Source organism: Gilvimarinus chinensis DSM 19667, from assembly GCF_000377745.1.
Classification (GTDB): domain Bacteria; phylum Pseudomonadota; class Gammaproteobacteria; order Pseudomonadales; family Cellvibrionaceae; genus Gilvimarinus; species Gilvimarinus chinensis.
In genome coordinates this window covers 179,045-193,700 of the sequence record NZ_KB898708.1, presented here as the reverse complement: position 1 = coordinate 193,700, position 14,656 = coordinate 179,045, and the positions used below count along the sequence as shown (strand labels likewise).

The following is a 14,656-nucleotide window of genomic DNA, read 5'->3' as shown; positions in this document are numbered from 1 at the left end:
CCTGTGGCGCCGAAGCTGTGGGCACGCTGCTCCGCTGAACTGCAGCCAACTGATGCTCGAGATCTTGCTCCACCGCTTGGTATAACCGTACACTTCGACGACCATCATAAGGAGAGAAATATGTCGGCGGTATTATTTGCTATCGAGCCTCTGTTGGAGCGCCTAAAAGATGGTCGGTTGTTTATAACTGCCAATAACCGCCAAAGAAATCAAATCTTGCGCGCTTACCACGACTTTCAGCATAGACAAGGTGGCCAAGTAAGCTGGCCAGAGCCGCAGGTTTATGCCTTAAACCAGTGGTTGGAGCACCAATGGAATCGCTATTTATTTACCCCTCAGGCACAACCCAAGGTCATCATTAACCGCTGGCAAACCAGCTTGATCTGGGAGCAGGTGATTTCGGATCAGCTAGGCGCACAACAGCTCTTGCAAGCAAGCCAATTAGCCGCTAAAGCAGAGGCTGCTCGCGTTGCTCTGCAAGCATGGCGATGCCCTATTCAAGAGGTTGCCAGCTGGCCCGCGGCCCAGGAGCCGTTTAGCCAGTGGTATGACGCATTCCATGGTCGCCTTAATGCGCTTGACCTTATCACCAGTGAAGACGCTCAAGAGCAGCTCATTATTGCCCTCAATAACGGACAGCTGCCCCAAACGTATAACGCCAGTATTTATGGGTTTGATGATATCCCACCCCTGATCGAAGTTTTGCTAGAGACGGCTCTCCCTGATGCGCAGATTATTGATGACGCCACCTCTGAAGGCTTACTAAGTGTTACCAGCGAAGCTGACTCCGAGCATGAAATACGGCGGGCTGCATTATGGGCAGATGAAATACTGGATAAGAACCCGAAAGCGGTGATCGGTATTATTGTTCCTGAGTTGGGACGGCAGCGCGATCAAGTAGAACGCATATTTAGCGAAGTATTTACTCCTCTATCGCCTCTGCCAAACCAGCCCCGACAGGTCGCCCCGTTTAACTTTTCTACCGGTACGCCTCTCGGGCGAACTCCCATTATCAACTCGGCTTTGGAGTTGATCACCTTCCATTGTCGCCCCTGTCAAACAGACTTGGCGGTAAGCGTTCTTGATTCTATTTTTTGGGGTGAATACGAAGCTGAAAAGCTTTTGCGCACAAAAGCTATTGCCACCTTAAGAAGCCGAGCAAAGTATCAACTTAAAAGCTCTGAAATACGTAAGCTTTGTCGAGAATTAATCGAACGTTCAGGCAGTGAGGCCGGCTTTGCCAAGCGTTTAGAAGTCACTCAGGATGTTGAGCGTCAAGCACATTTTAAATTGAACCTGGGCGAATGGGTCGAAAAAATATCCAGCTTGCTGGCTCAACTCGGCTGGCCCGGCGAACGCCGTTTGGATAGTGTGGAGTATCAGCAAGTCTCGCTTTGGAATGATACACTCATTGAGCTCTCACAACTCTCTCGAGTGCAAACACCTCTGACACTTGGTGACACGCTTAACTTACTTAAAAAGCAACTTGATCGCACACCTTTCCAACCACAAACACCGGACTCCCCTATTCAGGTGCTGGGATTACTTGAAGCATCGGGGCTTAATTTTACTCACGCCTGGGTGATGGGTATGCACCATCAGGCGTGGCCACCCGCCGCAAGTCCCAATCCACTATTGCCGATAGGGCTTCAGCGTGAATGGAAAATGCCTCGCGCAAGTGCGGAACGAGAACTCGTTTACGCAGAGCAGTTAACTCAGCGTTTACGCCACTGTGCCCCTATGGTTATTTTCAGCTACCCCAGGGCCGAGGGTGACAGGCAATTATTGCCCAGTGCATTAATTCAAGATATACCGAAGCTTGATACTCCCCTTCTCACGGAAAATTCACAAACTCTTTCGCAAATTAATTACCACAAGGTTGCAGCAAGTCAGGCTCTTGAATGGGTTGATTGTGAGTTCGGACCTCCGCTGCTTCTCAATTCGCTTCCTGGTGGTAGCGGCATATTTACGGCGCAGGCTCGATGTCCATTTGCGGCCTTTGCTAATTATCGATTAGGTGCTTACCAGATTGAGGCACCGAGATTCGGTTTTTCGGCCGCAGAGCGCGGAAATATATTGCATAGTATTCTCGCCAACTTCTGGCAGGAGATACAAACACAAAGTGCCCTGCTTGCCTCAAGCGCAGAGGCGCTGAGCCAGCGGGTCAATAAGCTTGCACAGGAGGCCGTAGCTAACGCCTCTCGCAAGCGCCCTGAACTCACCGCTGCCTTGATCGCATTAGAAAGCGAAAGGCTTAGCCAGCAAATACTGGAGTGGTTAGAGCTTGAAAAGCAGCGCCCGGATTTTACGGTTCACTGGCTGGAAGAAAAGGTCAGCGCGCAGTTCGCAGGCCTGGAGTTTGATGTCCGTCTCGACAGAGTAGACACGCTAAGCTCAGGCGAGCGACTGGTCATTGACTACAAAACCGGCAGCTCAAGCACCAGCGGCTGGAAAGAAACAAGATTTACCGACCCTCAGCTGCCTCTTTATGCCTGCGCTCTAGGCAATCTGAATATCGCTGCTATCGCTTTGGTCAGCATTAGTGCCAAAGCAACGGAGTTGTCTGGCTGGGGGGATGAAGCGACCCAGGTCATTGAGGGTATTGGGCCTCCTGAGGCGGGTAGTTGGCCGCAACAGCTGGATACCTGGCAGGAGAAACTTCAGGAGCTTGCCTCGGAATTACAACAAGGGTACGCCAGTACGACCTATCGCAGCCTTGACGCTAAGCGCTACGACTCTTGGTTAGAGCCGTTATCTCGTACTAATGAAAACGCCCAGCTCCAACGCTGGCTAAGCCAGAATGAGGGCACCTTGTGACACAGCTAACTGCCAATTCAACGCCTGCGGATAGTTCCGCGCGAACCCGAGCTTTAGATCCGACCGAGTCGTTTGCCGTTAGTGCTCCGGCAGGGTCAGGAAAAACCGGGTTGCTCACCCATCGCGTACTTAAGCTGTTGTTAAGCGTTGACGCCCCTGAGCAAGTGCTGGCAATCACGTTTACGAATAAAGCTGCCAGTGAAATGCGCGAAAGAATCATCAACGCGCTTGATCATGCCGCCAACACCCCTGAGCCATCCGCGGAGCATGAAAAAGCCCTTTGGCACAGCGCTCGCGCTTTATTAGAGCATGATAAAGCCAATAACTGGCAGCTATTAAAAAACCCAAGCCGCCTAAGGGTTCAGACAATTGACGGACTGTGCCGCTCAATTGTGGCGCAATTACCCTTTCACAGCGGTATGGGTGAATTACCTGACACGCTGGAAGACTCACAGGCCGTCTATCGTGAAGCGGCCTACCGTCTACTGAAAAGCACGGGCAATAACACCCCGCATGGGAGTGCACTGGTAGAGCTTTGTAGGCATCTGGATAATCGTCTAGAGAACCTGACAGACTTGTTTGTAGACTTGCTCAGCAAACGTGAACAGTGGCTCGGCCTAATTATGTCAGCCTCTGATGAACACGCAAGAGACTACTTTGAGTCTGTTCTCAATAGCGTTATTCAAGAGCATTTATGCACCGTAAAAAAACAGCTTTTACCAATAGCCAGTGAATTATGTGAACTGCTAGACCGGGCTGGCTCTTTCTTAAGCGAACAGCAGCCCGACAACTCTTTTGTCGAGTTCTCGGGTATCACTGAGCTGCCCGAAACAGAGGTTCAACAGCTGGAAATGTGGCAGCTGCTGGCCGACTTTTTACTCACCACGGCGGGCAGCTTTCGAAAGAGTCTGAATAAAAACCAAGGCATTCCCGCTGGGGCAGCGGGGAAAGAATCAAAAGCACTTTTTAGTCATATTGTGGCAGCGTTGCAATCTGAGAGCCCGGATATGGCTGTTAAGCTCCACGAGCTTCGCACTTTACCAAGCGCTCATTATCATGATGATGAATGGGATATTCTACAGTGCCTAACCCGCTGCCTGCCCCGCCTGGCAGCAGAGCTTTGGTTATGCTTTGCAGAGCTAGGGGCCACAGATTTCACCGAAGTCACCCTCGCGGCGCTTCAGGCTTTGGGGGAAGAAGACTCACCCAGTGATATTGCCCTGAAGCTTGATTATCGAATCCGTCATATTTTAGTGGATGAGTTTCAAGATACTTCACAGCCCCAGCTGCAACTGCTGGAAAAGCTTACTGCTGGCTGGGAGCCTGGGGACGGACGAACCTTGTTTATCGTCGGTGACGGGATGCAATCGTGTTACGGTTTCCGCAACGCTAATGTTGGCCTTTTCCTGCAAGCGAGAAGCCACGGTATTGGTAGCGTTTCTCTCACTCCATTAGATTTGACGGTCAATTTTCGTTCACGCGCGCCGGTAGTGAATTGGGTAAACGACGTTTTTCAGCAAGCCTTTCCTGCTAATGACGACATTTCTCGCGGAGCGGTAACCTACAGCCCGTCGGAGGCATTCAAGTCTTCTACAGCAGACTCGGGTGTTCAGCTTCTTGCTTTTGGTTACGATGAAGACCAAGGTCAGTGCATTGATGATGCTCGAGCCAGTGAAGCCCAGAGCATTGTTCAGCTCATAGAAAGCACGCTTACACAAAAACCAGATGAAAGCATTGCCGTGTTGGGGCGCAATCGTCGCCACCTTAGTCAAATCATCGAAACGCTAAATCGTCAGGGCATTGAGTTCCAGGCTCAAGATATGGATTCACTCGCCAGCCGCATGGTGATCACTGACTTAATGAGCCTAACCCGAGCCCTGTTGCGACCTGAAGACCGGACGGCCTGGCTCTGTGTATTGCGCACTCCCTGGGTTGGCCTGGACTTGCACGATCTGACTTTGCTGGTGGGTAACGCTGATTCAGACAATACGCTTGCCGAGCGTCGTGGGTTGGAGTTTGTTTGGGCAAGACTGTGTAACGCTGAAGCCTTGCAGGGGCTTAGTAATACAGGGCAAACAAACTGTCGCCGCCTTGACTCGGTTTTGCGGTTAGCCTTTGAGCAAAAACAACGTAAATCTCTGCGCTCATGGGTCTATGGTGTCTGGTTAGCGCTGGGGGCTCCCGCCACTTTATTAGCGGATGATGACCACGCAGTAGCCGCCCAATACTTTGACTTATTAGATCAATACGACGAATCAGGCAAAATTGGCGACTGGGATGGATTCAACCGTGCCATCGAGTCTTTGTATGCCGTGTCCAACAACCCCGGGGCTCGAGTCCAGGTTATGACCATGCATAAATCCAAAGGGCTGGAGTTTGATACGGTTATTATTCCTGGCTTAGATCGGCGCACCCGCGGCGATGATAAATCACTGTTTTTATGGCGGGAAAGATTGTCAAGCACGGGCCAGACTCAATTACTGCTAGGGCCGCTTGCCCCCGAAGGACAGAGCCAGGGGCCAATTTACACGTATCTACGTGCTGAACAAAAGATACAAGCCGATTTTGAAGCAACCCGCCTGCTCTACGTAGGCTGCACCCGTGCCATTAATAATCTTTACTTAACCGCCTGTATCAAACATGCGGCGGACCAACCGCCCGAAGCTATTAAGCCCACTGGCCAGCTAAGCACATTGTGGCCTTATATGTATCAACAAGCCACGATTAGACGGGCCAGCGCTAATACTCAAAGTAATGAAAAGCAACAAGAACAGATGGCAGAACCGTTGAGACGTTTAGCCCCTCAGTGGTGCCCCCCCGCGCCCATTGACAACCCGCACTTGGCGGCTCTGCGCGGAAGAGAATTTACCGCAGATGATGTTAATCTGCCTGAAACGGAAACTATGGATGCACGTCTGGCGCGACTCACAGGCACCGTTGTGCACCGAATATTTGAAGCTCTAGCAGCCAGCCCTCTTCCATCAGAGCCCGAAGACTATATTGCTTCTCAGAAAGCCCTCTGGCGAAGCCTGCTCACTGCCGCAGGAGTTCTACCGCCACAGCTCTCTAAAGCTACAGCCAGAATAGAGTTATGCATCAGGAATGCACTGGGTTCGGAACGCGGTCGCTGGATACTGGACAATAGTCATCCGCACAGTGCGATTGAAGCGACCTATGTCACAGCATCTGGGCAATCGGCCGTTAACTACAAACGTCATGTGATCGACCGAACTTTCGTCTGCAACGGGCAGCGCTGGATTATTGATTATAAAACGGCAGAGCTGTTGGCAGGGGAGTCGGAAGCGGAAGTAGCGGCTCGGTTACGAGAAGCCTATACCGGTCAGCTTCAGCGCTATGCTTCCTTGTTTTCGCAAGAGTCCTACCCTTTGAAGCTAGCGATTTACTGTCCAATGTTAACGGCCCCGTTGGACTTCTTGGAGATTTAATCACACATCTCTTTATGATAGATTTCAAATATTCCTGTAATTGGCAAAATCATCACCAAAAAGCCATTGAAATTCAGTAGAATAAGCGTGTCTGATGATTTTCAGACGCGCAACTACGACAACATAGGAAATCTGTAAAGACAATGTCACACGATACTCAAGATGCAGCGGTAGACGATATCAACGTCGTCTCTCAAGAGCTGCTCATTTCGCCGGCTGAGCTCAAACGCGAGCTGCCGCTGACCGATAGCGCACGTACGGTAATTACCGAAGGTCGCGCCACCATTCGCAATATTCTTGATCGCAAAGACCCCCGTATTTTTGTAGTGATAGGCCCCTGCTCTATTCACGACGTTGAGGCCGCCAAGGACTATGCAGCCCGACTGAAAAAGCTGGCCGAAGAAGTCAGTGATACTATCTATGTTGTCATGCGCGTTTATTTTGAAAAACCTCGTACCACCGTTGGCTGGAAAGGCCTGATTAACGACCCGTATTTGAATGACTCGTTTAAGATTCAAGAAGGATTACATATTGGTCGTAAACTCTTGCTGGATATTGCCGAACTGGGCTTGCCCACCGCCACTGAGGCGCTGGACCCTATTTCGCCACAGTACCTGCAGGACTTGATCAGTTGGTCTGCCATTGGTGCTCGTACGACAGAATCGCAAACTCACCGTGAAATGGCCAGTGGTTTGTCTTCTGCTGTAGGGTTTAAAAACGGCACAGACGGCAGCCTGACAGTTGCCATTAACGCCCTGCAATCGGTCTCTAAACCACACCGTTTTCTGGGCATTAATTCAGACGGTCAAGTGTCTATTATCCACACCCGCGGCAACAGTTACGGCCATGTGGTTTTGCGCGGCGGTAACGGCAAGCCCAATTACGATTCGGTAAGCGTTGCCATGTGCGAAGACGAGCTGGAAAAATCGAAGATCTTGCCGAACATTATGGTGGACTGCAGTCACGCCAACTCCAACAAAGACCACAACCTGCAAACCCTGGTTATGGATAATGTTGCCAATCAAATCGTAGAAGGCAATAAGTCCATTATTGGTTTAATGGTTGAAAGTAACATTGGCGCCGGCAATCAGAAAATTCCAGAAGATTTAAGTCAGTTAGAATACGGGGTGTCAGTCACCGACGCCTGCATCGATTGGGCCGCTACCGAAAAAGCGCTTCGCTCTATGCGCGAAAAAATAAAGCCAATGCTGGAAAAACGCTACCCTTAAGCGTTAACAGCTTATTGGCTGCAAAGCCTACCCGCTGCGGCTGGTAGGCTTTTTTATTGCCTGAAAAACCTGACCGATTTGAAACCGGGTGGTGGTTTTGCTTTAGCCTACACGGGTACAAAATCTGGTGCTAATAATTCCAGGTCACACCAACAGACATCGTGTAATCGTCTTTTTCGGGTAGTAAGCCATCCTCGTCCACCTGGGGCTTTGCCGTTCTATCCCATGTGTAAGTGAAATCCACCGCCAGTTTAGCCGTAACATCCAACTTTAAACCGGTTTCAAGATAGTGTTTATAGCGACCGGTCTCGTCATTAGTAAATTGCGGCTGGTAGCTTAACTCGTAAGTGATATCGTCCGTGATGTCCCAGGTTAACTTCGACTCGGCCAACAAGGCCGGAGTTTCTTGGGTCAAATCCTGGCCTACGGGTGCGGTGGTAAACTCTTGGTACTGATAACCTGGGCCGCCACTGATGCTCCAGGTAAAGGTCTTGCTGTCGGCAATGTAATAACCAATAAAAACACCGTAGGTAACACGGGCATCTATGTTCTGGAATTGGTCGCGGAAATACTCTATATACACTGGCGTCCAGTACAAAGAAGAGCCGATAAATCGATCAAAGCGACCGTTAGAGCGGTGGCTCTCTTGGGTTTGCACACCAGCGGTTTCATCAAAGCTGCCGCGATAATCGATGCTTAAACGCGACATCGCCGTACGACGCGCCACTTCAAAGTTCAGGTTGTAGCCCTTTTCATCGACATTACCGCCCTTTAGCGTGCCGCTAAAGCCCAGCTCGGTGCGCCACAGGTCTCGCTCTCTGTCGCCTTTTTTGGTCATGGCGATGATGGTCGAGCGCGGGTACTGCGCGGCCACAGGTGAAGCAAAATTAAGGAAGTTTTCGTCGATATCAACCGGGCCATAGACCGTCACCCCGGTGCTGAGACGTACACTCATGCTTCGAGCGGACAGTACACGGTTGACGTCATCGTCCCAGTCAAGGGTCATTTCATCGAAGTGATCTGAATCGAAGGTGAGCGTGTTATCGTACAAGCCGATAATTTCACCTTTGACCCACTCACCGGAGTCGAGCTGTAACCAGTCCCAACCGGCGAGCCTGTCCGGGGCTGCAGGCCAGACCGAACCCTGCGCATTGGTATCAGTCTGTGCCGCTAATAAGGCCGGATAACAATACAGGCCAAGCAGTAAAAGCCGTAAAACGTTCAGCGTTTTGTTCACCGACCACCCAAATCCTTGTGTATTAGTCTGAGCGTATCAAGCAGTTAATAGTAGGATTGGGTGCGGTCTGTATGATCGGTTATATCGCGAATACCCTTGAGCTCCGGCAACTTATCCATCAAAGCCACTTCAACCCCGTTCTTCAGGGTCAAGTCTACCGCGCTACACCCCTGGCAGCCACCACCAAAACGCAAAATCGCATAGTTGTCATCAGTGACCTCCACTAAGCTGACATCGCCGCCGTGTGCCGCCAAGCCGGGGTTAACTTCGTTAAAAAGTACGTAGTTAATTCGATCTTCAAGGGGGCTGTCGTCGGTTACCTGGGGCATTTTGGAGTTGGGCGCCCGAATGGTTAGCTGGCCTCCCATTTTATCGGCCGAGTAATCCACTTTGGCATCTTTTAAAAATGGTAAACTGCGCTCTTCAAAGTAGGCGTTGAAGCCTTCAAGCTCTAAGGTAACGTCCCCTTCTTTGACTTCCTCAGGGCGGCAGTAGGCAATGCACGTCTCTGCCTGAGCCGTGCCTGGGTTGGCGACAAACATACGAATGCCAATACCTTCGTTGTTGTCCTGCTTATCCAGTAAGCCTTTGAGGTAGGTTTGTGCAGATGGAGTAATATCAACGCTGAGCATAGCCGACAGTATTTAACCTCTATACCTGATTAATTTAGTCAGGTATTTTACGCTACTTTCGATGAAATTAACATTAACAAGGGAGTTGACCTAAGATTCAATCGGCAGATGCTTATAACTGTCGGCGTTGCGAAGGGCATTCCCACCCGCTAACCCATTAGTGCCTGCGTTGGTTGCCAATCTCATCGCGCCCCCTTCGCATAGCATCACTGAACGCTGAAGCGAGAATGCCCGTGGGCATAGCGATCAAACCGATACTCGATAACGCCGTCAGTGCCGCGAACACTTTGCCCCACTCAGTAACCGGGTAGACATCGCCATAGCCCACCGTAGTGAACGTAATAATTGCCCACCACATGGCCCTGGGGATACTGCCAAACGCTTCGGGCTGCACATTGCGCTCAGCAAAATATAGAAGTGTGGATGAAGCCAAAATCATGCCGACGGCAATGAAAACGCTGACCATTAACTCATAGCGCCTGGACATTATGGCTTTAATCACCAGCTGCACTGCGCGCGCCAGCTGACCGTAACGAGCCAAACGCAGCACGCGAAACAAGCGTGCAAAGCGCAACAGCAAAGACTCCGAGCTGGCAACACCCAAAAGCAGCGGCAAACAAGCCAGCAAATCCAGCAGCGCGGCGGCCGTTAACGCGTATTTAATTCGCCCCCAGAGCGGGTGCTGATAACGCCGATCTTCTACACACACCCACAACCTGGCAAGGTATTCCAGCAAAAAAACGCCGCTGATAACCAGCTCGCAAAAGCGAATAAAAGATTCATGGCCGCGAGTTAAAGTGGGTTCGGTCTCAAGAATCGCACCGATCATCGACAATAGAATTAAGACGCAGACAGCGATGTTGAACGGCGAGACTCCGAAAGGCCAGGCGCGTGGCTCCAGATAAATATACAGCCTGCGTCGCAATGGCATTCGTGCGGTTCGCTTCAACATGACTCCATCGTCAGCTTGCGTAAATTAAAAGGGGCATGGGCTAAACCCGTCGATCAGCTCACCCCTGCCCGGCGCCTTAAATCGCAGCCGTGTAGCGTGCAACAGCAGTCGCTTTGATAAGGCCGCCGTGTTTTCTGAGGCGTAAAACCCACAGCCAAGAATAGAGTGACCCATGGCGGCCATATGCAGCCTGAGCTGGTGTGAGCGGCCGGTCAAGGGCTCAAGCTCGAGACGGCTGGTGTTGGTCGCTGCATCGAAGTGCAGTACCCGGTAGCGGGTAACCGAGGGCTTACCCTCTTCGATATCAATTTTGTACTTAGGACGGTTGGTCTTATCGGGCGCAATGGCCAAGTCGATAACACCTTCGGAGTCTGCCAGCTCTCCTTCGACGACAGCCGTGTAAAGCTTGTAGGTCTCCCGCGCTTGAAACTGTTTGGCAATAAACCCGTGGGCGGCTTTATTGCGTGCCACCGCCATAATGCCTGACGTGTCAAAATCCAACCGATGGATAATGCTGCAGCCGGGATAAACTTTTTCCAGGCGTGTGTGAACGCAGTCGTTATTGTCTGGATGACGCCCTGGCACGCTCAGCAACCCCGCTGGCTTATTGATCAGCACAAAATCAGGCGTCTCTTGAAGAATATCTATATCTTCTTTACACGGAGGCAAAATAGCCAATTCCCGAATGGGGGTATTCCCTGCAGGTGTAATCATCGCAATCAGCTGTTATCCTCAAAAGTGACTATTTTAGCGGATAACCCTATGAACTATAAACAAGAGCCTCCGCATGAGCAGACCGAGCAGCATCAATTGCAGCGCGAAGCGGACGCGGTAACAAAGCCACGAGGCACCAAGATAAGCATGGGCCAGCTCGCCCTTAGCACTTTGGCGGCGGCCGTAGGGGTACAAAGCCATAAAAATCGCGAGCGTGACTTCGCCAGTGGCAGCATTTTTCCCTATATTTTGGCTGGGGTTATTTTCACAGGGCTGTTTATTGGTGGCCTCATGCTTTTGGTCCACCACCTTCTAAATTCACCATAACTCAATATTACGAAAACGACTCTCCCAGACAGACAAAAGCCGCCTCTATGGGCGGCTTTTGTCTGTGGTGGAAGCAAGCAGCTATTGGCCGCTGATCCAAAAAATACAGGTGATTACGAAAATAGCAATTAACGAGACAGCCGCTACCGCATCCGCCACACTGTCACCTTGCTCTTGCATTTCAATCTGTTCATTCATTATTTTTATTCTCCCAGTCTTGAAGGTCTGGTGTTGCTGCTAAAGACTCAACACCCTGTTAGTCGTTCACATCCTATGCGTTTTTCTCCTAATGAATGGCTCTTATATACCAAATGACCGCGTCTGGCAAGATGCGCCGCATGCTTATAGCCATAAGATTTAAGGTTAGTGAAATATATTCATTTAAACCTGCGTTTGAACTTGTTACCTTGCCCCGCTCCGGGCCTCGCCGCCGCGCACGTTTTGCTGTATCCTTGCGCGCCTGCGACGCCCTGCCCCGGGCTTTTTCAGCTATGGTAAATGATATATGTATATTTACGACCAATATGACCACGAGATTCTGCGCCAGCGAGTTGCTCAGTTCCGCGATCAAACCGAACGCTATTTAAAGGGTGAGCTGAGCGAAGCGGAGTTTCTGCCCTTGCGCCTGCAAAATGGCCTCTATGTTCAGCGACTGGCCCCCATGTTGCGTATTAATGTGCCCTACGGAATGCTTAACAGCACCCAATTGCGTCGTTTGGCACGCATCGCCCGGGATTACGATAAAGGCTACTGCCATGTCAGTACCCGCCAAAACATCCAATACAATTGGCCAGAGCTAGCACAAGTGCCGGATATTCTGGCTGAACTTGCCGAAGTTGAGATGCACGGCACTCAGTCGAGCGGTAACTGTATTCGTAACGTCACATCCGACCAGTTCGCGGGCGTAGCCCCAGACGAGGTCGTCGATCCACGCCCGTATTGTGAAATCATTCGTCAGTGGTCCAGCTTCCATCCAGAATTTGCATTTTTACCGCGGAAATTCAAAATCGCTGTGTCTGGTTCAGAATTGGATCGCGCGGCAATTCAGGTACATGATATCGGCCTTCAGCTGATCAAAAGCGAAAACGGAGAGGTCGGCTTTAAGGTGCTGGTGGGCGGCGGCTTAGGGCGAACCCCTGTAATCGGAAGCGTAATCCGCGATTACTTGCCTCAAGAGCATATCCTTACGTATCTCGAAGCCATTTTAAGGGTGTACAACCTGCACGGCCGCCGAGACAACAAATACAAAGCCCGTATCAAGATTTTGGTGCGAGCCATGGGGCCTGAAAACTTTGCCGCAGCCGTGGAGAAAGAGTGGGAGCACCTTAAAGACGCGCCAAGCACCCTGCGTGAAGAGGATATTGTTCGCGCCAAGTCTTATTTTACGGAACCTGACTACACCACCCTGGACGATGCCAGCGCTCAGGCGTCTCTGGATCAACAAGCCCGCGACAATGTGCCATTCTCCAAGTGGTTAATGCGCAATGTACGACAGCACCGTGTGGCCGGTTACGCGTCTGTTACCCTCTCGCTCAAGCCTACTGGCATCGCCCCCGGCGATCTGACTGACACCCAGCTTGAGCGAATTGCCGATTTGGCTGAGCGTTTCAGTTTTGGCGAGGCGCGCACGACGCACGAGCAAAACATGGTTCTGGCCGACGTTCGCAAAAGCGATCTAATGGAGCTGTGGCTCGCCGCAAAAGAATACGGCTTTGCCACCCCAAACATCGGCACGCTTACCGATATCATCTGCTGCCCAGGTGGCGACTTCTGCTCGCTGGCAAACGCCAAATCGATCCCTATTGCCGAGGCTATTCAGCGTCAGTTTACGGACCTCGATTACGTCTATGATCTGGGTGACCTGGATTTAAATATCTCTGGTTGCATGAATGCCTGCGGGCATCACCATGTCGGCCACATTGGTGTATTGGGCGTGGACAAAAAGGGCCAAGAGTTTTATCAAGTAATGTTGGGCGGCAACGCTGGCAACCAGGCCTCGCTGGCCAAAGTACTGGGGCCTGCTTTTGAGGCCGAACAGATGCCCGAAGTGGTTCAGAATCTGGTTAACGTTTACTTGGAAAATCGCACCGAAGAAGAATTGTTTATCGATACCTACAACCGCATCGGTATCACCCCATTTAAGGAGCGCGTGTATGCCAAAGCTAGTTAAAGACGGCGCCATTGTCGATGACACCTGGGTGCGTCTCGATAAACCTGAGGGCGACGCAACTGAGGCCAAGGTCCCCGCCGGTCAAGTGATTGTTCCTTTATCAGTATGGAAAGCTCAGCGTGAGCAGCTGAAATCACGCAGCGATATCGGTGTATGGCTTGACAGCGACGAAAGCGCGCTTGAATTGGGTGATGACGCTAAAGCCCTTCCTTTGGTGGCGGTAAACTTCCCAGGCTTCATGGATGGTCGCGCCTTTTCTACCGCTCGCTTAATTCGAGAGCGCTTTGGTTTTACAGGTGAGTTGCGTGCCGTGGGCGCATTTATACGTGACCAGCTGTGTTATTTATCTCGCTGCGGGGTGAATTCATTCCGCTTTGACGATGAAGCAGCGGATCTTGAAGCGGCTAAGCAGTCGTTAAAAGACTTTACCGAGTTCTATCAAACAGGCGTGGACCAGCCACAGCCGCTGTTTCGCCGTCGCGCCTAACAGCCCTCAGGCTAACGGTTTCAACCGTTAGCCTGCCCCCTCTTCTATTGGCCCGCTGTGAAAACGAAACTCTGAATCTCCTGCCACAACCAAATCCCGCTCCAAAGCCAAAAACTCATCCACCCTTTCCTGAATTGACTCGCCGCCGGCGAATTTTTGCGCAAGAGTTAAATAGTCTTTGAAGTGACGCGCTTCTGATTTCAATAAGGATAGATAAAACCCTTGCAGCTCATCGTCCAGATGCGGCGCGAGTTTGGCAAAACGCTCGCAAGAGCGCGCTTCAATAATAGCGCCTACGATCAGCGTATCAATCAGGCGTCCGGGCTCGTGGGTACGCACCGGCTTACGAAGCTCAGCCGCGTAACGAGAGGCGGTAATTTGCTCGTAGGGAACCCCGCGCTTTTCCATGATTGCAATCACCTGCTCGAAATGGCGCAACTCTTCACGAGCCAGGCGCGACATTTTATTCAGCAGCTCAAAATCCGAAACGTAGCGATACATCAAATGGATGGCAGTAGAAGCGGCTTTTTTCTCACAATTAGCGTGATCCAGCAACATCAATGCCGGATGCTGCAAGGCATTATCCACCCAGCTGTCCGGGGTTTCACACAGTAAAAAATTCTTTATTTCAGATAAGTCAATCAT

At 51.1% G+C, this 14,656-nt stretch carries 11 protein-coding genes; 6 read left to right on the top strand and 5 right to left on the bottom strand.

Annotated features, from left to right (window positions below; all coding sequences use genetic code 11):
- The first annotated feature begins 120 nt into the window (after nt 1-120).
- From D568_RS19890 to D568_RS0110360, 3 genes are all read left to right on the top strand, one after another.
- Nucleotides 121-2,817, top strand: coding sequence for a PD-(D/E)XK nuclease family protein (locus D568_RS19890; protein ID WP_020209537.1), 2,697 nt, complete (start codon nt 121-123; stop codon nt 2,815-2,817).
- The gene (locus D568_RS0110365; RefSeq protein WP_020209536.1) at nt 2,814-6,263 is read left to right on the top strand and encodes a UvrD-helicase domain-containing protein; all 3,450 of its coding nucleotides are present in this window, start codon (nt 2,814-2,816) and stop codon (nt 6,261-6,263) included. The genes D568_RS19890 and D568_RS0110365 overlap by 4 nt, the downstream gene beginning before the upstream one ends.
- A gap of 143 nt (nt 6,264-6,406) precedes the next feature.
- Nucleotides 6,407-7,492: a 3-deoxy-7-phosphoheptulonate synthase gene (locus D568_RS0110360; protein WP_020209535.1), complete on the top strand. Its 1,086-nt coding sequence runs from the start codon at nt 6,407-6,409 to the stop codon at nt 7,490-7,492.
- Between the two features lie 130 nt (nt 7,493-7,622).
- Here D568_RS0110360 and D568_RS0110355 read toward each other — a convergent pair whose 3' ends face one another.
- The 4 genes from D568_RS0110355 to D568_RS0110340 form a co-directional block, all read right to left on the bottom strand.
- On the bottom strand, nt 7,623-8,729 hold the full coding sequence (locus D568_RS0110355; protein ID WP_020209534.1) for a DUF481 domain-containing protein: 1,107 nt from the start codon (nt 8,727-8,729) through the stop codon (nt 7,623-7,625).
- A 44-nt stretch (nt 8,730-8,773) separates the two neighbouring features.
- Nucleotides 8,774-9,361, bottom strand: a complete 588-nt coding sequence (gene nfuA / locus D568_RS0110350) for a Fe-S biogenesis protein NfuA (protein ID WP_020209533.1) — start codon at nt 9,359-9,361, stop codon at nt 8,774-8,776.
- Between the two features lie 157 nt (nt 9,362-9,518).
- Nucleotides 9,519-10,313, bottom strand: coding sequence for an ion transporter (locus tag D568_RS0110345; RefSeq protein WP_211211671.1), 795 nt, complete (start codon nt 10,311-10,313; stop codon nt 9,519-9,521).
- 24 nt (nt 10,314-10,337) lie between these two features.
- Nucleotides 10,338-11,027, bottom strand: a complete 690-nt coding sequence (locus D568_RS0110340) for an RluA family pseudouridine synthase (protein ID WP_020209531.1) — start codon at nt 11,025-11,027, stop codon at nt 10,338-10,340.
- Nucleotides 11,028-11,075: 48 nt separating this feature from the next.
- On the opposite strand from D568_RS0110340, the gene D568_RS22205 reads away from it, so the two are divergent.
- From D568_RS22205 to D568_RS0110320, 3 genes are all read left to right on the top strand, one after another.
- On the top strand, nt 11,076-11,354 hold the full coding sequence (locus tag D568_RS22205) for a DUF2970 domain-containing protein (protein WP_020209530.1): 279 nt from the start codon (nt 11,076-11,078) through the stop codon (nt 11,352-11,354).
- A gap of 505 nt (nt 11,355-11,859) precedes the next feature.
- Nucleotides 11,860-13,524: a nitrite/sulfite reductase gene (locus D568_RS0110325; protein ID WP_020209528.1), complete on the top strand. Its 1,665-nt coding sequence runs from the start codon at nt 11,860-11,862 to the stop codon at nt 13,522-13,524.
- Nucleotides 13,508-14,011 (top strand): DUF934 domain-containing protein, encoded by a 504-nt coding sequence (locus D568_RS0110320; protein WP_020209527.1) that lies wholly within the window; start codon nt 13,508-13,510, stop codon nt 14,009-14,011. Before D568_RS0110325 ends, D568_RS0110320 begins: the two co-directional genes overlap by 17 nt.
- A gap of 27 nt (nt 14,012-14,038) precedes the next feature.
- Here the strand turns inward: D568_RS0110320 and D568_RS0110315 are convergent, their stop codons facing one another.
- Entirely contained in the window at nt 14,039-14,656 is a 618-nt protein-coding gene (locus D568_RS0110315) for a MiaE family protein (protein WP_020209526.1), read from the bottom strand.

Bases quoted from the DNA above. Each gene is read 5' to 3' on its own strand.
- nfuA (WP_020209533.1), bottom strand. From the start codon at position 9,361: ATGCTCAGCGTTGATATTACTCCATCTGCACAAACCTACCTCAAAGGC.
- D568_RS0110315 (WP_020209526.1), bottom strand. From the start codon at position 14,656: ATGATTGACTTATCTGAAATAAAGAATTTTTTACTGTGTGAAACCCCG.
- D568_RS19890 (WP_020209537.1), top strand. From the start codon at position 121: ATGTCGGCGGTATTATTTGCTATCGAGCCTCTGTTGGAGCGCCTAAAA.
- D568_RS0110340 (WP_020209531.1), bottom strand. From the start codon at position 11,027: ATGATTACACCTGCAGGGAATACCCCCATTCGGGAATTGGCTATTTTG.
- D568_RS0110320 (WP_020209527.1), top strand. From the start codon at position 13,508: ATGCCAAAGCTAGTTAAAGACGGCGCCATTGTCGATGACACCTGGGTG.
- D568_RS0110325 (WP_020209528.1), top strand. From the start codon at position 11,860: ATGTATATTTACGACCAATATGACCACGAGATTCTGCGCCAGCGAGTT.
- D568_RS0110345 (WP_211211671.1), bottom strand. From the start codon at position 10,313: ATGTTGAAGCGAACCGCACGAATGCCATTGCGACGCAGGCTGTATATT.
- D568_RS22205 (WP_020209530.1), top strand. From the start codon at position 11,076: ATGAACTATAAACAAGAGCCTCCGCATGAGCAGACCGAGCAGCATCAA.
- D568_RS0110360 (WP_020209535.1), top strand. From the start codon at position 6,407: ATGTCACACGATACTCAAGATGCAGCGGTAGACGATATCAACGTCGTC.